Annotated in this window: 18 protein-coding genes; 14 read left to right on the forward strand and 4 right to left on the reverse strand. The window is 60.2% G+C overall.

Features of this window, described 5'->3' with window-relative positions:
• Window positions 1–20: 20 nt before the first annotated feature.
• The 5 genes from J2T09_RS19055 to J2T09_RS19075 all read left to right on the forward strand — a co-directional run bounded on the left by J2T09_RS19055 (window position 21) and on the right by J2T09_RS19075 (window position 5,813).
• Entirely contained in the window at window positions 21–1,907 is a 1,887-nt protein-coding gene (locus tag J2T09_RS19055; RefSeq protein WP_306837568.1) for an ABC-F family ATP-binding cassette domain-containing protein, read from the forward strand.
• A gap of 144 nt (window positions 1,908–2,051) precedes the next feature.
• Entirely contained in the window at window positions 2,052–4,094 is a 2,043-nt protein-coding gene (locus J2T09_RS19060) for a prolyl oligopeptidase family serine peptidase (protein ID WP_306837569.1), read from the forward strand.
• A gap of 72 nt (window positions 4,095–4,166) precedes the next feature.
• The gene (locus J2T09_RS19065; protein WP_306837570.1) at window positions 4,167–4,439 is read left to right on the forward strand and encodes a type II toxin-antitoxin system VapB family antitoxin; all 273 of its coding nucleotides are present in this window, start codon (window positions 4,167–4,169) and stop codon (window positions 4,437–4,439) included.
• Complete coding sequence (locus tag J2T09_RS19070) at window positions 4,439–4,837, forward strand: type II toxin-antitoxin system VapC family toxin (RefSeq protein WP_306837571.1); 399 nt, start codon at window positions 4,439–4,441, stop codon at window positions 4,835–4,837. The genes J2T09_RS19065 and J2T09_RS19070 overlap by 1 nt, the downstream gene beginning before the upstream one ends.
• A 100-nt stretch (window positions 4,838–4,937) precedes the next feature.
• Entirely contained in the window at window positions 4,938–5,813 is an 876-nt protein-coding gene (locus J2T09_RS19075; protein WP_306837572.1) for a polysaccharide deacetylase family protein, read from the forward strand.
• Between the two features lie 3 nt (window positions 5,814–5,816).
• Here the strand turns inward: J2T09_RS19075 and J2T09_RS19080 are convergent, their stop codons facing one another.
• Together J2T09_RS19080 and J2T09_RS19085 are read right to left on the reverse strand one after the other, a co-directional pair.
• A complete protein-coding gene (locus J2T09_RS19080; protein WP_306837573.1) occupies window positions 5,817–6,263 on the reverse strand; it encodes a DNA polymerase III subunit chi in 447 nt (148 codons plus the stop codon).
• Between the two features lie 4 nt (window positions 6,264–6,267).
• Window positions 6,268–7,758, reverse strand: coding sequence for a leucyl aminopeptidase (locus J2T09_RS19085; protein ID WP_306837574.1), 1,491 nt, complete (start codon window positions 7,756–7,758; stop codon window positions 6,268–6,270).
• A 273-nt stretch (window positions 7,759–8,031) separates the two neighbouring features.
• Between J2T09_RS19085 and J2T09_RS19090 the strand changes: the two genes are divergently transcribed.
• The 9 genes from J2T09_RS19090 (at window position 8,032) to J2T09_RS19130 (ending at window position 17,872) form a co-directional block, all read left to right on the forward strand.
• A complete protein-coding gene (locus J2T09_RS19090) occupies window positions 8,032–8,769 on the forward strand; it encodes a phosphatase PAP2 family protein (RefSeq protein ID WP_306837575.1) in 738 nt (245 codons plus the stop codon).
• An 82-nt stretch (window positions 8,770–8,851) separates the two neighbouring features.
• Window positions 8,852–10,024 carry an LptF/LptG family permease gene (locus J2T09_RS19095; protein ID WP_306837576.1) on the forward strand — a complete coding sequence of 391 codons (1,173 nt, stop codon included), beginning with the start codon at window positions 8,852–8,854 and terminating at the stop codon, window positions 10,022–10,024.
• Window positions 10,024–11,112, forward strand: coding sequence for an LPS export ABC transporter permease LptG (lptG, locus tag J2T09_RS19100; RefSeq protein ID WP_306837577.1), 1,089 nt, complete (start codon window positions 10,024–10,026; stop codon window positions 11,110–11,112). The genes J2T09_RS19095 and lptG overlap by 1 nt, the downstream gene beginning before the upstream one ends.
• A complete protein-coding gene (locus tag J2T09_RS19105) occupies window positions 11,112–13,469 on the forward strand; it encodes an LPS-assembly protein LptD (RefSeq protein ID WP_306837578.1) in 2,358 nt (785 codons plus the stop codon). The genes lptG and J2T09_RS19105 overlap by 1 nt, the downstream gene beginning before the upstream one ends.
• A 126-nt stretch (window positions 13,470–13,595) precedes the next feature.
• Window positions 13,596–14,546, forward strand: coding sequence for a SurA N-terminal domain-containing protein (locus J2T09_RS19110; RefSeq protein ID WP_306837579.1), 951 nt, complete (start codon window positions 13,596–13,598; stop codon window positions 14,544–14,546).
• 17 nt (window positions 14,547–14,563) lie between these two features.
• A complete protein-coding gene (gene pdxA / locus J2T09_RS19115) occupies window positions 14,564–15,586 on the forward strand; it encodes a 4-hydroxythreonine-4-phosphate dehydrogenase PdxA (protein WP_306837580.1) in 1,023 nt (340 codons plus the stop codon).
• The gene (gene rsmA, locus J2T09_RS19120; protein ID WP_306837581.1) at window positions 15,586–16,425 is read left to right on the forward strand and encodes a 16S rRNA (adenine(1518)-N(6)/adenine(1519)-N(6))-dimethyltransferase RsmA; all 840 of its coding nucleotides are present in this window, start codon (window positions 15,586–15,588) and stop codon (window positions 16,423–16,425) included. The genes pdxA and rsmA overlap by 1 nt, the downstream gene beginning before the upstream one ends.
• Window positions 16,426–16,550: 125 nt before the next feature.
• Window positions 16,551–17,003: a carboxymuconolactone decarboxylase family protein gene (locus J2T09_RS19125; protein WP_306837582.1), complete on the forward strand. Its 453-nt coding sequence runs from the start codon at window positions 16,551–16,553 to the stop codon at window positions 17,001–17,003.
• The gene (locus J2T09_RS19130) at window positions 17,003–17,872 is read left to right on the forward strand and encodes a sigma-70 family RNA polymerase sigma factor (protein ID WP_306837583.1); all 870 of its coding nucleotides are present in this window, start codon (window positions 17,003–17,005) and stop codon (window positions 17,870–17,872) included. Before J2T09_RS19125 ends, J2T09_RS19130 begins: the two co-directional genes overlap by 1 nt.
• 12 nt (window positions 17,873–17,884) lie before the next feature.
• Here J2T09_RS19130 and J2T09_RS19135 read toward each other — a convergent pair whose 3' ends face one another.
• A complete protein-coding gene (locus tag J2T09_RS19135) occupies window positions 17,885–18,274 on the reverse strand; it encodes an Imm50 family immunity protein (protein ID WP_306837584.1) in 390 nt (129 codons plus the stop codon).
• 30 nt (window positions 18,275–18,304) lie between these two features.
• Window positions 18,305–18,967 (reverse strand): guanylate kinase, encoded by a 663-nt coding sequence (gmk, locus tag J2T09_RS19140; protein ID WP_306837585.1) that lies wholly within the window; start codon window positions 18,965–18,967, stop codon window positions 18,305–18,307.
• Window positions 18,968–18,969: the final 2 nt, after the last annotated feature.

Raw genomic sequence — 18,969 nt, forward strand, 5'->3', positions numbered from 1 at the left:
TTTCAGCCAAAACCGCCGCCATGATCACGATATCAGACCTTTCCGCCCGCATTGCCGGCCGCCTCCTCCTCGACCATGCCAGCGTGACGCTTCCGGCGGGCACGAAGGCAGGCCTTGTCGGCCGCAATGGCGCCGGCAAATCGACGCTGTTCAAGATCATCACCGGCGACATGGCGTCCGAAAGCGGCTCGGTCTCGATCCCGAAAAATGCCCGCATCGGTCAGGTGGCGCAGGAAGCACCGGGCACGGAAGATTCGCTCATCACCATCGTCATGGCCGCCGACAAGGAGCGCACTGCGCTTCTCGACGAAGCCGAAACGGCGACCGATCCGAACCGCATTGCCGAAATCCAGATGCGGCTTGTCGATATCGACGCGCATTCGGCGGAAGCGCGTGCCGCCAGCATTTTGGCCGGTCTCGGTTTTAATGCCGAAGCGCAGCTGCGACCTGCCTCTTCCTTTTCCGGTGGCTGGCGCATGCGCGTGGCGCTGGCGGCGGTTCTTTTTGCCCAGCCGGACCTCTTGCTGCTCGACGAGCCGACCAACTATCTCGATCTCGAAGGCACGATGTGGCTGGAGGATTATGTGCGGCGTTATCCGCACACGGTCATCGTCATTTCCCACGATCGCGACATGCTCAACAATGCCGTCAATTCGATCGTGCATCTCGACCAGCAGAAGCTCACCTTCTATCGCGGCGGTTACGACCAGTTCGAGCGCCAGAAGGCCGAAAACGACGAATTGCAGATGAAGGCGAAGGCGAAAAGCGACGCCGCCAGAAAGCATATCCAGAGTTATATCGACCGTTTTCGCTACAAGGCTTCCAAGGCCAAGCAGGCGCAGAGCCGCATCAAGGCGTTGGAGCGTATGGGCACGGTGTCCGCCGTGGTCGAGGATCATGTGCAGCCAATCACATTTCCGGAGCCGGAAAAGCAGCCGGCCTCGCCTATCGTGGCGATTTCAAAGGGCGGCGTTGGTTACGAACCCGGCAAGCCGATCCTGAAAAACATCAGCCTGCGCATCGATGCAGACGACCGTATCGCCCTGCTCGGCTCCAACGGCAACGGTAAATCCACCTTCGCAAAACTGATCTCTGGTCGCCTGAAAATCGATGGCGGCGAGATGAAGCTGGCACCTTCGCTTTCCATCGGCTTTTTCGCGCAGCACCAGCTCGACGACCTGATCCCCAACGAATCCCCTGTCGATCACGTGCGCCGGCTGATGCCGGATGCGCCGGAAGCAAAAGTGCGTGCACGCGTGGCGCAGATGGGCCTAGCCACCGAAAAGATGGCGACAGCCGCAAAAGATCTGTCGGGTGGTGAAAAAGCCCGCCTGCTGATGGGCCTTGCCGCCTTTCATGCGCCGAACCTGCTGATATTGGACGAGCCGACCAACCATCTGGATATCGACAGCCGCCACGCACTGATCGAGGCACTGAACGATTACGATGGCGCCGTCATCCTGATCTCTCACGATCGCCACCTGATCGAGGCGACGGTGGATCGGCTCTGGCTGGTCAACGAAGGCACGGTGAAGCCGTTCGAGGGCGATCTTGAGGAATACCGCGACCTGATCGTCGCCTCGAGCCGCAAGAAGGATGACAAGCCGCAGGCGGCCGCCGACGAGCAGGTCAACAAGGCCGATCAACGCAAGGCGAATGCCGAAAAGCGCGCATCATTCGCGCCACTCAAGAAAAAAATCAATGAAATCGAAGCGTTGACGGGCAAGCTTGAGAAGCTGATTGCGGGTCTTGATAAAGAACTTGCGGACCCGGCGCTTTACGAAAAGGCGCCCGCCAAGGCCGCGGCAAAGGCCAAGGAACGTGGAGAGGCGGCAGCCAAGCTGTCCGCCGCCGAAGAAGAGTGGCTGATGCTTTCCTCCGAATATGAAGAGGCGATGGCGGGCTGATCCGCCCGTTCGAAATGCCATATTCGCGGCGCCAGAAATGAGCCGCAGCAGATGCCCGGGACGAGCCCGAGCATGACGATGGTGAGGGTTGCCCCACCTCCCCCACATGCCTAGGTAAGGGTCTCACACCAGAGGAGACCTTTCATGGATCTGTATCTCGAAAACGACAACGACCCGAAGACGCTCGCCTTCGTTGCCGACCGCAACGAACAATTCGACGGAAAATTCAGGACGCCCGAATTCGAGAAGGATCGTGATGCGCTCAAAGCGATGATCGAGCGCGAGGACAGACTGATCGTGCCGACACGACGCGGCAAGTGGCTGTTCGATTTCCATCGCTCCAAGGACAATCCACTCGGCCTTTGGCGGCGCTTGGCCGTGGGTCAGGAACCGAAGCCGGAAGCAGCCTGGGAAACCGTGCTCGATTTCGATGCCTGCTGCGCCAGGGAAGGCAAACGCTGGATCTATTCCGGCGCTGTCACCTCGCCTTATGACCCGGCCCGTGTTCTGCTGATCCTGTCCGATGGCGGTTCGGATCAGGTGCGGCTTGTGGAATTCGATACGGAAGCCAAAACCTTCGTCGAGGGTGGTTTCGACACACCGGCGACGCGCGCCCATGCCAGCTGGATTTCCCCTGATGAGATCGCCTATTTCGGTTCCATCAACGAAAATTCCGCCACCCGTTCCGGCTGGCCGAGGGTTGCTCGCAGCCTGAAGCGCGGTGTCGCTCCGAAGGATGCGCCGGTTCTTTTCGAAGCCAGCAAGGATGATATTACCGGCATGGTCGGTTTCATCGATCCGGCCTTCTGGGGCGGCAAGCCGGATGAGCGTGCCATCGAAATCTATTCGCGTATTCTCGACATCGGCAAGATCGGCATGGAAGTACGCGATGCAGACGGCAATCTGCGCCGTCTCGACCTGCCGACCGAGATCGATGCCGATCTCAACCATACCCACGCCATCTGGCGGGCAAAAACCGACGAGCGTTATCCGACCGGCAGCCTGATCCTGCAGGAATTTTCGCCTTTCGGGCCTGAACCGCTCGGAAAGGCGCGCGTGCTGTTTTCGCCGAAGGACGGGCAGTCGGTCTCGCAGTTTTCCGTGCTGAAGAGCTGGGCCGTGTTCGTGGTCAGCGACCGTATGCTGCCGAAACTCTATCTCCTCGACCTCACCAAGGCGGATGCCGAACCGAAGGAACTGCCGCTGCCGGAAGGTTTGCAGAGCATCGGTTACCGCCTGCTGGATGCCGACCTGACGCTGGGCGAGGAAATCCTCACCGTCATCGGCCAGGGCTTTCTCCTGCCTTCCACCGCCTATCGTCTGGATCTGACCGATCATGCGGCCGAGCCGCAATTGGTGCCGATCGGCTCTTCCCCGGCCTTTTTCGATGCAGACGGCATGCAGTCCGAACTGCTGGAAGCGATTTCCGAGGACGGCACGAAAGTACCTTACCACATCGTGCTTCCGAAAAACTGGACGAAGGGTGAGTTGCCCGTGCTGATGTATGCCTATGGCGGCTTCGAAGTGTCGCTGTCGCCGGTCTATTCCGGCGCTTACGGGCTTTGGCTTTCAGAGGGTGGCGGCTTCGTGCAGGCCTATATCCGCGGCGGCGGCGAACTGGGGCCGGACTGGCACAAGGTGGCCAAGGGCAAGGGTCGCCACAAGGCGTTCGAGGATTTTGTCGCCGTGGCGCGTGATCTGGTGAAGCGCGGTTATTCAAAACCGTCACGCATCGCCTGCAATGGCGGCAGCAATGGCGGGCTTTTGACCTCGGTCATGCTGACGCGTTACCCGGAAGATTTCGGTGCGGTCTGGACTTCGGTGCCGGTGATCGACATGTCGCGTTTCCACCTCTTCCCCTCAGGCAAAGCGTGGATGGACGAATACGGCAATCCGGATGTGCCCGAAGAGCTGGAGGCGATGCTGACCTATTCGCCGCTGCATCAGGTCAAACCTGCCGGCGAGATCAGCTATCCGCCGGTCTATATCGAAAGCTCGAGCAATGACGACCGCGTGCATCCTTCGCATGCCCGCCGTTTCGCCAATCGTCTGATCGAGGCGGGGCATCACCCGTTCTTCCGCGAATTCGGTTCAGGCGGCCATGGTGGTGCCGGCGACAGCACCGAAATGGCAACGAGACAGGCGCTCGGCCAAAGCTTTTTGCGCGAGACGATCAAGAAGGGCTGAGAATCCTACCCTGCAGTTGTTCGCCTCGTGGAGATACACTATCTTGAACGTGTCTCTTCACGAGGTGCTGACATGGCCCTTCATATCACCGACCCCGAACTCGATGCGCTGGCCAAGCAGGCGCAGAAAATCCTGAAGGCTGAAACCAAGACGGACGCAGTGCGCCAGGCGCTGGAGCGTGTGGTCGGGGATGAGGCGGAAACCGTTCCGACATCGGAAAACCCGCGCCAAGAAAAAACGCTGGAAGAGCGGATGAAGGCTCTGCAAGATCGTGTCAAGGCAATGGGCACACCCAATCCGGACTTCGATGACAAGGCATTTCTCGACGAGATGTGGGAGATCTGATGTTCATCGACACATCCGCGATCATCGAAGCCCTGATCGCTGGACCCTTGGCGGAAAATCTTGTCGATCGTCTCAAGAATACTGCGACACACCGATCGACACTGCCGACTGTCATTTACGAAGCAACGGTGGTGCTGGCAAACAAACGGAATGTTGCGATTGCGGAAGCCGAAGAGGTCGTTCGCGATTTCCTGAATGACTTCAATGTTGCGGTCATTTCGATCACAGACAAAACCGCCTCGCTCGCTATCGACGCCTTCGCCCGCTATGGCAAGGGCCGCCATCCGGCAAAGCTCAATTTCGGCGACTGCTTCTCCTATGCCGGCGCCAAATCTTCCGATCTTCCCCTCCTTTACGTCGGCAACGATTTTTCGCTGACGGATTTGGGTGCCGCCTGATCTCAACCTCAGGCATGCAATCGGTAACCACCCATTAACCATGATCGACGAAAGATGACGGCACACTGATTCCCGTGTCATCCGTCGTCGAGAAGTTTTCATGTCCGTACGCGTCCTGTGTGCCGCCACCGCCTTTGCCTGCCTTTTGTCCTCCTGCGCCGGCAAGCCACCATCGGAAGGCGGATCGCTGAAGACGGCGTTTGCGGCCGGAAATGCGACCGGACCATTGCAGGCCAAGGATGACGCCAACTCTCCCGTGGCACTGACGCCGGCCGCCTGGGGCCGGATGAACAATCCGGGTGGCTTGAGCGGCCGCACGCTGACCGTCAACTCACTGGCCGATCTCAAGCTGCGCAACAAGGAAGTCGTGCTGACCTTCGACGATGGCCCGGTGCCGAAAAAGACCGAGCGCATCCTCGCCACGCTCGATGACTTCAAGGTCAAGGCGACCTTCCTGATGGTTGGCGAAATGGCCAAGGCCTATCCGAAGATTGCCCGTCAGGTGGTCGATGCCGGTCACACGGTCGGCAGCCACACGTTCCGTCATGCGGATCTGCGCAAACTCGCCGTCGATGAAGCGATCGCGGAAATCAACCGCGGCCGCGATGCCGTGCGCCTGGCTACCCGCACGGACACCAATTTCTTCCGCTTCCCTTATCTTTCCGATAGCGGCACGCTGCGCCATTGGGTCGCCCAGAACCGCATGGTCGTGCTCGACGTGCAGATCGATTCGAAAGATTATTTTGGTGTTTCACCGGCAGCCGTCGCCACCCGCACCATGTCCGAACTGCATCGCCATGGCCGCGGCATCATCCTGATGCACGACATCCATAACCGTACCGGCGCCATGCTTCCGGCACTGCTGACGCAGTTGAAAGCCGAGGGCTACAAGGTGGTGACGCTACGGTATGGCGGATCGCGTGGACCGATGTTGTCGGCGGCTCTGGAGCGGGATGCGGACAGCGATCGTTCCTGACGATCAAGCCTTCTTGACCCAGCGGCCTTCCTGCTGCTGCCAATAGGTCAGCGCATGTCCGGCGCCCTTCAACTGTTTCCACTGGGCACGAGCACCATCCAGTTGCTCGGTGTCATAACCGTCGAACATGAAGACGACCCGCTCGTATGGCTCAAGCGGCGGCGGCTCTGCGCCATCAACGATGAAACGCACGGTGGCGCCGTTGGCATTGCCGTCTTCCGCGGTGATCAGCACCGGCTGGGCATCGGCCATCTCGCCCGCATCCGTTCCGTGCGGCAGAAAGCTGTCATCGCGAAAGGTCCATAGATGCGCGTCGAGAAAATCCCGACGCGCTTCGGCTCTGGTCTGCACCACCACTTTCCAGCCGCGCTCGACGCTCTTTTCCAGAAGCGACGGCAAGGCCTCTTCCAGCTTCGAGTCGGTCAGGTGGTAGAACAGGACATCAGTCATGGAATCAGGCTTCGAAGTTTGCCCGGACGAGCTGGTCTAGCAGACGCACGCCGTAACCCGAACCCCAGGACTGGTTGATCTCGCTCGATGGCGAGCCCATGGCGGTGCCGGCGATATCGAGATGCGCCCAGGGCGTATCGCCGACAAAGCGCTGCAGGAACTGGGCGGCGGTGATCGAACCGGCGTGGCGGCCGCCACTGTTCTTCATGTCGGCGAAACGCGAGTCGATGATCTTGTCGTAATCCTTCGACAGCGGCATGCGCCACAGCTTTTCCTGGGATTCCTCGCCGGCAGCGAGCAACTGGCCGGCCAGTTCGTCATTGTTGGAAAACAGGCCGGCATGCAGGTTGCCGAGCGCCACGAGGATAGCACCGGTCAGCGTCGCCAGATTGATCATGAAGCGCGGCTTGTAGGTTTCCTTGGCATACCAGAGCGCATCGCACAGAACGAGACGGCCTTCGGCATCGGTGTTGATGATCTCGATCGTCTGGCCCGACATTGAGGTGACAATATCACCCGGACGCTGGGCATTACCGTCAGGCATGTTTTCGACAAGGCCGATGATGCCGATGGCGTTGACCTTGGCCTTGCGGGCGGCAAGCGTGTGCATCAGGCCGGTCACGGCAGCGGCACCGCCCATGTCGCCCTTCATGTCTTCCATGCTGGCGCCCGGCTTGATCGAAATGCCGCCGGTATCGAAGGTGACACCCTTGCCGACGAAAGCGATCGGCTGTTCCTTGGCCTTGCCCCCCTTCCAGTGCATGACGGCAATGCGCGGCGGCTTGACCGAACCCTGCGCCACGCCGAGCAGCGCGCCCATGCCGAGCTTCTTCATTTCCTTCTCGGTGAGGATGTCCACCTCGACGCCGAGCTTTTCTAGCTCTTTGGCTTTTGCGGCGAACTCCACCGGGCCGAGCACGTTCGGCGGCAGGTTGACGAGTTCGCGCGCCAGATTGACGCCATCGGCAACCGCCTGTGCGGCAACGAAGGCAGCCTTGGCGGCAGACGGATCGGCGGTGACGATGGTGACCGTCACCGTCTTGACGACCTTTTCGTCCTCGTCCTTCTTCTTCGTCTTGTAACTGTCGAAACTGTAGGCGCGCAAAAGCATGCCGAGCGCCACATTGGCAGCCTTCTCGCCATCCATGGCAATGCCCGGGGCGTCCACGTAAACGGCAACCTTGGCGGCGGCCTTTGCGGCGGCGCCAACGATGCCGCCGGCACGCAGCCAGTCATGCGCGCTCAACGACGCCTGTTTGCCGAGGCCGACCACGGCAACCCTGTCGAAAGGCGAGCCATGCGGCGCGATCATGTCGAGCACGTTCATCGACCGACCGCTGAATTCGGCAACATTGGCCGCCTTGTCGAAAACACCGGCCGGATCGGCTTGCGCCGCACCTGCCGGCGGCTGATCGCCCGCAAGCTTCAGAAGCACGGCGAGGCCACCTTCCGCACGAGCGGCTTTTGCGAACGATATCTGATATTTGGCGAACATGGTTTCTCCGGTACGTAATGTCTGGGGATACAAATCTATTGGTCGACCTTGATCGGCGTGATGATGGCCTTTTAGACCGGTGATGCAAGATCGTCACGCCGCAATTGAACCTGCGCGTCGCATAACGTCTCAATATTGTCATCAACCCCAACTAGCAGTTAAGGTAAATACAAGCAGCCATATATAACGTTTGATCGGGGACATATGGAGCAGGCACAGGTGAAGCGATGGGCGGCCGCACTTTCTGTGCAAGCCAGCTCAACGAACCCATGGATGACCGGCGCCCGTGGCTGGTTCCTGATCCTTGCCACCATCTGGCTGTGCCTTCTGGCAGTCTTTCATGCGTTTCCCCAGATCGACATTGCCGTCTCCGACATGTTTTTCGTCCAGTCAGCCTGTGTGCCCGGAGAATTGCCGGGGCGGGTTTGCGGCGAATTCGCACGCTCGGCAGATTTTGCGCTGCAGATCCTGCGCCGCGTTCTTTTCTATCTGCCGGTCGCCTTCGCCATCGTGCTGATCGTCGTGCTGGTCAGGAATCTTCAACAGCACGGGGCAACCTATTGTGCAATGCGCACACGGAACTGCGGGATCGCACTGACAGCACTGATTGCCGGACCCTATGTGCTCGTCAACCTGATCCTGAAATCGCTTTCGGGGCGCCCCCGCCCCTATGAAACAGACATGTTCGGCGGCGACAAACTGTTCGCGGCAGCCGGCTCTTTCGACGGGGCCTGTTACAACAACTGCTCGTTCATTTCAGGTGAGGCTGCCGGCGCCGGCTGGGTCGCCTGCCTGATCGTTCTGGTGCCGGCCCGCTATCGGCCATTGGTGGCCCCGCCTCTCCTTCTCGTGACATTGATCTCGCCGGTTCTGCGGGTTTCCTTCGGCGGACACTACCTTTCCGATTCCCTGCTGGGCTTTCTGTCTGCCGCGGTGGTCTATGCCGGAGTAACCCTGTATTTCGAAATGACACAGACCGAAAAAAAACGTGGGCCTTCGACAATTTTGTGAACGGCGAACTGTCGCCATGAGCGCTTTAATCTCGTAGAGCTTGGCGGCGTCGACAGGCGTATCGAGTCATCATCAGGTCGGCATGAAGCTTATCGAGTCATATATATTGCGGCGTACGTTCCAGATGTTTCTGGCCACGCTGCTGCCGATCCTGGCGATCATCTGGACGATCCAGGTGCTGGGACGAATCAATCTTGTGACCGATACCGGCCAGTCGATGGGCTCGTTTGCCACGCTTGCCTCCTTTATCCTGCCGACAATCATTCCCGTTGTCATGCCGTTTGCGCTGGTGATCGGCATCACCCAGACGCTGAACGCGATGAACAACGATTCGGAACTGGCCGTCATCGATGCCGCCGGCTCCCCGCGCAGCGTGCTTTACAAGCCGGTTCTGCTGCTGGCGGCCATGACCGCCCTCGTCTCTTTCGTGACGACGACCTTCGTCGAGCCGCCTGCCCGCGTCAAAGCGCGTGAAATGGTGGCGGAAGCCTATGCCGACCTTCTGGGTTCGGTCATCGAGGAAAAGACGTTTCGCAGCATCGAAAAGGATCTCTACGTCCAGATCTCGGAGCGCCATTCCGGCCGCATCCTGCTGGGCCTGTTCATGGTCGATTATCGCGACCCGGCTTTCGAGATGATCTATTATGCACGTGAAGGCTCGATCGACGAGGCTGGCACGACCCTGACCATGCGCAATGGCGAGGTCCATCGCAAGACGCCCGATGGCCGTGTCTCGGTCATCAAGTTCCTGTCCTACGCGTTCGACCTGTCCTCCATGGCCGAATCGACCGGACGCGCGCCGGTCTATGCCGCGGACCGCAGCATCGGCTTTCTGTTGAACCCCGATCCGACCGACAAATATTACCGCGATGCCGCCGGCAGCTTCCACGCCGAACTGCATCGTCGTTTTTCGGACTGGATCTATCCGATCTCCTACGCGCTGATTGCCCTTGTCATCGTCGGCGGCGCACGTTCACACCGTCGCGCCAGACTGCATCCGATGGTGCTGGCGCTGATCATTGCCTTCACCATGCGCTGGCTCGGCTTCTCGCTGACCAATCTGGCAAAGAACACCGATCAGTACATGATCATGATCTATGCGCCCCCGGTCGTACCCGGCCTTGTGGCGATATACCTGCTGATCAGCCAGCGACAGATGAAACTGCCGACCTCGTGGAGCAATGCCATCGGCAAAGCCTATGGCCAGGTGCAACAGCGCATACTTGCCATGCGCTCGAAAACCGGAGGCGCATGATGTTGTTCTCCACACTCGGTCGTTATTTCTTCAAGCGCTATGTAATCACTGCCATGTGGTTCTTCCTCGGCGTTTCGGCGATCATCTTCCTGGCCGACTTCAGCGAGACCAACCGCCGCATGTCGGCGCTGGCGAGCTACACGATATACGGCGCGCTCGGCATTACCGCGATGCGGGTCCCGTCGATCCTGCAGCAGACGATCCCCACCCTGTCGCTGTTCATCGGCATGACGACGCTGATCGCGCTGAACCGCCGCTCCGAACTGGTGGTGACACGGGCCGCCGGACTTTCCGTCTGGCAGTTCGCGATGCCCTTCGCAGCAGGCGCCTTCCTGCTCGGCGTCTTTACGATTGGCGTCATCAGCCCGCTTTCCGCCTGGGGGCTCAAACAATCCACGTCGCTCGAATCAACTTGGCGCGAAGCCGGTGGCCAGAGCCGTGCCTCGAACTTCCTGCCCTGGATCCGCCAGATCAGCGACAACGAGGACACGATCCTCGGCGCAAAGAGCTTCCAGAAGGATACATTGACCATGGTCGATGTCGTTCTGTTTCATTTCGACAAGGACGCCCGCGTCATCCTGAGACAGGATGCGGCGACGGCGAAGTTGGAAAATGGTTACTGGCTTCTTAACGATGTGCTAGAAACCCGCTCCGATGCGCCGCCCGCCCGTCTGGCAACGGCGCAGGTTCGTACCAATATCAAACAGGAATTTCTTCAGGAGAGCCTTGAGAAGCCCGAAAACGTTGCTTTCTTTGATCTTTCGGACAAGATCGAGGTGGCGCGCTCCTTCGGGATTTCAACCAAGGGTCTCGAAACGCAATTTCACTCCCTGCTGTCACTGCCGCTGCTTCTGGTGGCAATGACATTGATCGCCGCTACCGTTTCACTGAAATTTAGCCGTATGGCGCAGTCGCGCTCGGTGATTCTCGGTGGCATAGTTTGCGGCTTCGTGCTTTATGTCGTCACGGTACTCGTGAAGGCGTTCGGTAGCAGCGGGGTGGTCCCTCCCTTCGTCGCTGTCTGGATTCCAGTCATCGTGGCCATGGCGTTGGGGGCAACAATTCTGCTTCATCAGGAGGATGGCTAGTGGCGGTAACAGACCGCGGGAATATCAGACGGCTTTGCATGGCCCTGCTGACAGGCGTGGCCGTGTGCGCAATCGCCATTGCTCCCCCGACTATTTCACATGCGCAGACCCCTTCCCTCGCCCCCGAGGCTGCCGACGGCGCAAAGATGCTGCTGCGGTCGAACGAGCTTACCTATAACAAGGACGCTCAAAGGGTGACCGCCGTTGGCGGCGTACAGATTTATTACAACCGCTATCGCATGGTTGCGCAGCGTGTCGAATACGATCAGGCAACCGGTCGCGTCATGGCGAACGGCGATATCGAGCTGATCGATCCCGATGGCAACCGCGTCTATGCCGAACAGCTGGATGTGACCGACGATTTTGGCCAGGGTTTTGTCAACGCGCTTCGCGTCGAGACCCCGGACAACACCCGCATGGCCGGCGAAAGCGCCGAGCGCCTGCCCGGCGACCTGATGGTGCTGCACAACGGCGTCTATACCGCCTGTCTGCCCTGCGTTGCCAAGCCCGGCAAGGCGCCGCTCTGGCAGGTCAAGGCGCAGCGCGTCATCCAGAACGGCCAGAAGAAGACGATCCGCCTGGAAAACGCCCGCTTCGAACTGTTCGGCATGCCGATCGGCTTCCTGCCCTTCATCGAGGTGCCGGATCATACGGTCGAGCGCAAATCGGGCTTCCTGTTTCCGCGCATGAGCATGGACGACAAGCTCGGCTTCGGTTTGACCGTGCCCTACTACCATGTCTTCTCACCGAGCATGGACGCGACGCTCAGCCCGACCTATCATTCACGTCAGGGCCTGCTGGTTCAGGGTGAAGTGCGCAACCGTTTCGAGACGGGTTCGCATATCCTGCGATTCGGCTGGATCGACCAGAAGGATTCCGGCGCATTCGACGCCAACACGGCTGACCGCAACAACGATGAACGTTTCATGATCGCCAGCAAGGGCGAGTTCGAGATCAATCCGCGCTGGACGTTTGGCTGGAAGGCCATGCTGCAGTCGGACAACAACTTCTCGAACACCTATGATCTCGAGGAGGTCAACGACGACGTCTTCACCAATGAAGTCTATCTGCGCGGCCTTGGCGAGCGCAATTACTTCGACCTGAGCGCCTACTATTTCGACATTCAGGACCTGCGCGACGACTCCTTTACCGAGCGCCGGCAAGCGATTGTCTATCCGTCTCTCGATTACCAATACATCGCGCCTGAGCCGGTGTTCGGCGGCGAATTGTCGGTCAACATGAACCTGACCAACATTTCGCGGCGCAGCAGTGACTATTGGCTGGATGCCGGCAACACCATGCCGCGTTTCCGCGGTCTTGAAGGCAGCTACAGCCGCTTCACCACCGAAGCGGAATGGAAGCGCACCTTCACCACCGATGGTGGCCTGCTTCTGACACCGTTGGCAGCACTCCGCGGCGATATCGGACGCCATACGGCATCTTCTCCGACTTATTATGACCTCGCCAATCCGGGCGGAATAGATTACGCGGGCAATTTCGACGAAACCAGCTCGGCATCGCGCTACATGGCCACGCTCGGCCTTGAAGCCCGCTATCCGATCCTGATGACGACGGCCAATAGCAGCCATGTGATCGAGCCGATCGCGCAGCTGTTCCTGCGCCCAGACGAACAGAAGGCCGGCGGCCTTCCGAACGAAGATGCGCAAAGCATGGTCTTCGACGCCAGCAACCTGTTCGAGCGCGACAAGTTCTCCGGTTACGACCGGATCGAGGGCGGCACCCGCGCCAATGTCGGCATCCGTTATACCGGTTCGTTCGACAACGGCATTGGCCTGCGCGGTGTTTTTGGCCAGTCCTACCATCTGGCGGGAGAAAACTCCTATGCCAGCGCCGATCTGGTCAATGCCGGCGCCTATTCGGGCCTCGAAACCGACACGTCCGACTATCTCGCCATGGCCGCGATCGACACACCGCAGGGCTTCACCCTTGCCGCACAGGGCCGCTTCGACAACAAGAACTTCGATGTCGAGCGCACGGATGCATCGGTCAGCTATTCGCAGCCGCGTTTTTCGGCCAGCATGATCTACACCCAGATCGCACCGCAGCCTGAATATGGCTCGGTGAACAGTGGCGAATATCTGCAGTCGGCAGGCAGCCTCAAGATCAACGAGAACTGGTCTGTGGCCGGCACCGCGACCTGGGACCTCAAGGATGAGGAAATCATCCGCCGTGCGCTTGGCTTCACCTATGCCGATGAATGCACGATCTTCACGGTCGCCTACAAGGACGAGCCGAACAGCACGACGGCAAGTGACTGGGCCGTTACCGCGCGCCTGACCTTCAGGACGCTCGGCGATATCCAGATCGGCTCGACGGACCTCAACGACACCGATTGATCGAGAAGACACACAATCGTGCGGCGCAACGTCATTGTTTCGCCGCATGCATTGTACAATCGCATGGCTATTGTGATATTGGGTCGCTGCCGGGCCGGTGGCCCGCGTGAGCGTGAAAGGGATGGCATGATGGTCGCGGGTCGAGCTTTGCGGGTAACAATGGCGGCATTGGCGGTTTTGTCGGCTTCGGTCGTGATCGAGCCGGCAATGACAACCGCTAAGGCGGCAAGCGAGATTGCAGCCGTCGTCAATAAGATTCCGATCACATCCAACGACGTTGCGCGCCGCGCGGCTTTCCTGCGCCTGCAGCGCGCCAAGGGCGACCTGCGCAAGCTTGCCCGCGAGCAGATGATCGATGACACGTTGAAGCGCGAGGAAGTGGCGCGCGTGAAAATGTCCGTCAGCATGGATGACGTCGACCGTTCGTTTGCGCGTTTCGCAGCAAGCAACAAGATGACGCCGCAGCAGATGGGACAGGTTCTCAATCAGGCCGGCGTCGGCGTTGAGCACTTCAAGGCCTATATCGCCGTGCAGATGAGCTGGCCGCGTGTGGTCAATGCCCGTTTTTCCGGCGGCAGAAGCGGCCGCATGTCCAATGAGGAACTGGTCAAACGCATGGCCGAGGGCGGCCAGAAGCCGGTGACCACGGAATATTTCCTGCAGCAGATCATCTTCGTGGTGCCGGAAGCAAAGCGCAAGTCGATCCTCAACAAGCGCATGGCCGAAGCCAAGGCTTCCCGTTCGAAATTCCCGGGCTGCGATCAGGCAAAAACCTTTGCCGCCACCATGCTCGACGTTTCCGTAAAGCCGCTCGGCCGCATCATGCTGCCGGAACTGCCGGCCGACTGGAAGCCGCTGATCGAGAAGGCATCCGGTGGCACGACCGAACCGCGCATCACCGAAAAGGGTGTCGAGTTCCTGGCGATCTGCAACCAGCGTCAGGTCTCCGATGACGTTGCCGCCGAAGTCGTGTTCCGCGCCGAAGATCTCGGCAAGGCCGAAAAGACCGGCGAAGATCCGAACGACAAGAAGTATGTCGAGGAACTGCGCTCCAAGGCTCAGATCTCCTATCCTTGAACGCAGGCCAAGGCAGAATGACACAGATCGATCGCCCTCTCGCACTGACACAGGGCGATCCTGCCGGTATTGGCCCGGATATTGCGCTGGCCGCGTGGTCGCTGCGCAATCAGCATGGTTTGCATCCGTTTCTTTATATCGGTGATCCCGCAGTGCTTGCCGCACGCGCGCGCCTGATTGGCGTCGATGTGCCGCTGCGCGAAACGGATGCCGGATCGGCCTCCGGCATATTCCAGGACAGTCTTCCGGTTCTACCGATCCCTGTCGGTTTCGACGTTGCTGCCGGCCAGCCGCAGGTGGCGAGTGCCGCCTCGACGATTGCCGCGATCGAAACGGCCGTGCGCCTGAGCCTTTCCGGCGAGACCGCCGCAGTGGTGACCAACCCGATCGCCAAATCGGTGCTTTACGAATCCGGCTTCAAATTTCCCGGGCACACCGAGTTTCTGGCTGAACTGGCACATCGCGCCACCGGCCGCGAGGTTCTGCCGGTGATGATGCTGGCGGGGCCGAAACTGCGCGCCATTCCTGTAACGATCCACATACCGGTGAAGGACGTGCCGACGGCGCTGACCCACGACCTGATCGTGGAAACCTGCCGTGTCACTCACGCGGACCTGAAAGCCCGCTTCGGCATAACAAGCCCGCGACTTGCCATTGCCGGCCTCAACCCGCATGCGGGCGAGGACGGCACGATGGGAACCGAGGACCGGGATATCATCGCGCCTGCAATCACCGCCTTGCGCGCCGAGGGCATCAATGCCTTCGGCCCCCTGCCCGCAGACACCATGTTCCATGACGAGGCGCGCGGTCGTTACGACGTGGCGATCTGCATGTATCACGATCAGGCGCTGATCCCAGCCAAGGCGCTCGGCTTCGACGATTCGGTCAACGTCACGCTTGGCCTGCCCTTCATCCGCACCTCGCCCGATCACGGCACCGCCTTCAGCCTTGCCGGCCAGGGCATCGCCCGCGAGACCAGCCTGGTCGCCGCCTTAAAACTTGCCAGCGAGCTGGCCCAGCATTCCGGAAGTATCTCCTGATGGCCACACTCGACGGCCTGCCGCCCCTTCGCGACGTCATCCAGCGGTTCGACCTCGCCGCCAAGAAATCGCTTGGCCAGAACTTTCTGTTCGACCTCAACCTCACCCAGAAGATCGCCCGTTCGGCCGGCTCGCTGGAAGGCGTCACCGTCATCGAGGTCGGGCCTGGCCCCGGCGGCCTGACACGCTCCATTCTCGCGCTCGGCGCCAAGAAGGTCGTCGCCATCGAGCGTGACAGCCGCTGCCTGCCGGCACTGGCAGAAGTCGAGAGCTATTATCCCGGTCGCCTCGAGGTCATCGAGGGCGATGCGCTGCAGACCGATTTTGCAGCACTCGCTGCGGAAAAGGCCGATGGCGGCCCGGTAAAGATCATAGCCAACCTGCCTTACAATGTCGGCACGCAGCTGTTGGTGAACTGGCTGGTGCCGAACGACTGGCCGCCCTTCTGGCAATCGCTGACGCTGATGTTCCAGAAGGAAGTCGGCCAGCGCATCGTGGCGCGTGAGAACGACAACCATTACGGCCGCCTCGGCGTGCTTGCCGGCTGGCGGGCGGATTCGCATATGGTGTTCGACGTGCCGGCCTCGGCCTTCTCGCCACCGCCGAAGGTGACATCCACCGTGGTTCATCTGACGCCGAAAGCGCAGCCGTTGCCTTGCGATCTCGCCAGGCTGGAGCGCGTGACGCTGGCAGCCTTCGGCCAGCGACGCAAGATGTTGCGGCAGAGTGTCAAGCCGCTGGGTGGTGAAGCGCTTCTGGAACGGGCAGGCATCGATCCGCAACGTCGTGCCGAAACACTGTCCGTCGAAGAATTCGTGACATTGGCGAACAGCCTCTAAGGCCAATGCCGCCTTGCCTGCCATCGAAAAAACATCGCAGGAATTTTAAAAAAGCGCGCCGGCATGTCACACCGGCAAAAGCCCGCTCGTCATGGTGTCGTAACCCAACAGAAGGATACGGACCAATGACTGCCAAACTTGACCTCTTTGCCGCCGCTCCCGCCATGATGAAGAAGTGGATGGCCGTGTCGGTCGATGCCGCAACGAGCCTCGAGCCATCCCTCGTCGAACTCGTGAAAATCCGCTCGTCGCAGATCAATGCCTGCGCCAACTGCATCAACATGCACACGGTCGAAGCCCGTGCCAAGGGCGAGACGGAACAACGCATCTACCTGCTTTCCGCATGGCACGAAGCCCCCTGCTATTCCGCTCGCGAGCGGGCTGCGCTAGGCTGGACGGAAGCGCTGACGCGGCTTTCGCAGGGCCATACCCACGCAGATGCGTATGCAGCCCTTGCCGCCCAGTTCACGGAGGAAGAACAGGTGAAGCTGACGCTGATGATCAATATCATCAATGGCTGGAACCGGCTGGCGATCGGTTTCGACCTGTGGATCGAGCCGGCGGTGCAGGCCGCCTGATGGAAACGCCCGGCCACAACCAAGCCCCGGACGCGGCCGCGAGTTTCGACCCGCTGCGGCCAAAACTCATCCGCGTCGCCTATCGCATGCTCGGTTCGGTGGCCGATGCCGAGGACATGGTGCAGGAGGCCTTCATCCGCTGGATGAGGGCCGACCGCGCCACTGTGCGCGAACCGGAAGCGTTTTTGCGTCGCACGGTCACGCGGCTTTGTCTCGACCAGTTGAAATCCGCGCGTCACAGCCGCGAGACCTATATCGGTCCCTGGCTTCCCGATCCGATCGTGGAGGAGGAAGAAGAGCCGGAAGACGTGACCCTGCCGCTGATGCTGGCGCTGGAACGGCTCTCGCCGCTGGAGCGCGCCGCCTTTCTGCTGCACGATGTTTTCGGTCTCGGCTTCGAGGAAGTGGCAACCACCATCGAACGTGACGCCACCGCCTGCCGCCAGCTGGCCAATCGGGCGAGAACACATGTGCGCGAAGCCCGCAGCCGCTTTCAGGTGGACAAGGCGCATGGCCTGGAACTGGCGCAAGCCTTCTTTACCGCCTCACGCACCGGCGACATGAAAACGCTGGGCGCGATGCTGGCGGCCGATGTCAGCCTGCATTCGGATGGTGGCGGCAAACGTCATGCGGCATTGCTGCCAGTCTTCGGTTTCGAGGATGTGTTTACGCTCCACCGCAATCTTTCCGCCCTGTTCGAAAAACACGGCTCGACGCTCGTGCGCACCTGCTTGATCAACGGACTGCCGGGCTTTGTGACCCGCGAGGCAGATGGCGAATTGCAGACGACGGCGCTCGACATTCTGGATGGCAAGATCACCGCGATCTATGTGGTGCGCAATCCGGACAAGCTGCGGCATTTGAATTGAGTGGCCAGCCGGTTAGGCGATAGCCGGCTCGAATGCCACCGTCACATCTTGAACTATAATGGTGCCATGTGCGCCATAGCTCGCTTCAAGCAGCAGCGTGATGCCTTCGTCACCCTTCTCGAAGTCCAACGAGAAAACGATCGCGGCTTCCATGATCTCGGCCAGTTCCACGGACTGCAATCCGAACAGAGTGAGCGTCACGCTCACGTGTTTTTCGAGAATGAAGTAGCCGGCGACATCCGTTTCGGATGTCATCCGGAACGTTTCCAGCACCATTCGACCAGGCGCGTTCTGTCGCAGCTCCAGTTCAGTCAGGGTAGCATCGTGAAAAGATGGAATGCCGCCGAACCATTCACAGAGCGCGGCGCCACCTTCAAACTGGTCGATGGTCGCTTTCGGCATGCCGCACTCCCATCAGTCGTCAGCAGACGCTCAGAGCGCCGGCTCTTCCGTCAGCAGGTCACCGATGAAATCGAACAGGCCATGCCTGCGGTCGCGGCGCACGCGTTCGGCGTTGACGATGCAGTTGACGTTGCGGAATGCCTCGTCGAGGTCGTCATTGACAATGACATAATCATATTCGCGCCAGTGCTCGATTTCGGCGCGCGAATTGAGAAGACGCGTGCGGATGACCTCTTCCGAATCCTCGGCGCGGCGGTGCAGGCGCGACTGCAGCTCGGTCATGGTCGGCGGCAGCACGAAGATGGAGACGACATCGGCCGACATCTTTTCCTGCAACTGCCGGGCACCCTGCCAGTCGATGTCGAACAGCATGTCGCGGCCTTCGGACATCGCCGTTTCCACCGGCTCGCGCGGCGTACCGTAGAAATTGCCGTGAACTTCCGCCCATTCCAGCAGGCTGTCTGAATCACGCAGACGCTCGAATTCACGCACGCTGATGAAGTGGTAGTGCTTGCCGGCGATCTCGCTCGGGCGGCGCTGGCGTGTCGTCACGCTGACAGAGATTTCCAGGCTCGGATCGGATTCCAGAAGGTTGCGGGCAATGGTCGACTTGCCGGCGCCGGATGGCGAGGACAGGACGAGCATCAGGCCACGTCGGGCGATTTTGGAAAGGTTAGACGGGGCCGGGCTCATAT

The sequence above is a fragment of the Neorhizobium huautlense genome (genome assembly GCF_030811685.1).
Classification (GTDB): domain Bacteria; phylum Pseudomonadota; class Alphaproteobacteria; order Rhizobiales; family Rhizobiaceae; genus Neorhizobium; species Neorhizobium huautlense_A.

What these genes read in the sequence shown, in the direction of transcription:
- J2T09_RS19055 (WP_306837568.1), top strand. Translation starts at nt 21, where the DNA reads ATGATCACGATATCAGACCTTTCCGCCCGCATTGCCGGCCGCCTCCTC.
- J2T09_RS19060 (WP_306837569.1), top strand. Translation starts at nt 2,052, where the DNA reads ATGGATCTGTATCTCGAAAACGACAACGACCCGAAGACGCTCGCCTTC.
- J2T09_RS19065 (WP_306837570.1), top strand. Translation starts at nt 4,167, where the DNA reads ATGGCCCTTCATATCACCGACCCCGAACTCGATGCGCTGGCCAAGCAG.
- J2T09_RS19070 (WP_306837571.1), top strand. Translation starts at nt 4,439, where the DNA reads ATGTTCATCGACACATCCGCGATCATCGAAGCCCTGATCGCTGGACCC.
- J2T09_RS19075 (WP_306837572.1), top strand. Translation starts at nt 4,938, where the DNA reads ATGTCCGTACGCGTCCTGTGTGCCGCCACCGCCTTTGCCTGCCTTTTG.
- J2T09_RS19080 (WP_306837573.1), bottom strand. Translation starts at nt 6,263, where the DNA reads ATGACTGATGTCCTGTTCTACCACCTGACCGACTCGAAGCTGGAAGAG.
- J2T09_RS19085 (WP_306837574.1), bottom strand. Translation starts at nt 7,758, where the DNA reads ATGTTCGCCAAATATCAGATATCGTTCGCAAAAGCCGCTCGTGCGGAA.
- J2T09_RS19090 (WP_306837575.1), top strand. Translation starts at nt 8,032, where the DNA reads ATGACCGGCGCCCGTGGCTGGTTCCTGATCCTTGCCACCATCTGGCTG.
- J2T09_RS19095 (WP_306837576.1), top strand. Translation starts at nt 8,852, where the DNA reads ATGAAGCTTATCGAGTCATATATATTGCGGCGTACGTTCCAGATGTTT.
- lptG (WP_306837577.1), top strand. Translation starts at nt 10,024, where the DNA reads ATGTTGTTCTCCACACTCGGTCGTTATTTCTTCAAGCGCTATGTAATC.
- J2T09_RS19110 (WP_306837579.1), top strand. Translation starts at nt 13,596, where the DNA reads ATGATGGTCGCGGGTCGAGCTTTGCGGGTAACAATGGCGGCATTGGCG.
- pdxA (WP_306837580.1), top strand. Translation starts at nt 14,564, where the DNA reads ATGACACAGATCGATCGCCCTCTCGCACTGACACAGGGCGATCCTGCC.
- rsmA (WP_306837581.1), top strand. Translation starts at nt 15,586, where the DNA reads ATGGCCACACTCGACGGCCTGCCGCCCCTTCGCGACGTCATCCAGCGG.
- J2T09_RS19125 (WP_306837582.1), top strand. Translation starts at nt 16,551, where the DNA reads ATGACTGCCAAACTTGACCTCTTTGCCGCCGCTCCCGCCATGATGAAG.
- J2T09_RS19130 (WP_306837583.1), top strand. Translation starts at nt 17,003, where the DNA reads ATGGAAACGCCCGGCCACAACCAAGCCCCGGACGCGGCCGCGAGTTTC.
- J2T09_RS19135 (WP_306837584.1), bottom strand. Translation starts at nt 18,274, where the DNA reads ATGCCGAAAGCGACCATCGACCAGTTTGAAGGTGGCGCCGCGCTCTGT.
- gmk (WP_306837585.1), bottom strand. Translation starts at nt 18,967, where the DNA reads ATGAGCCCGGCCCCGTCTAACCTTTCCAAAATCGCCCGACGTGGCCTG.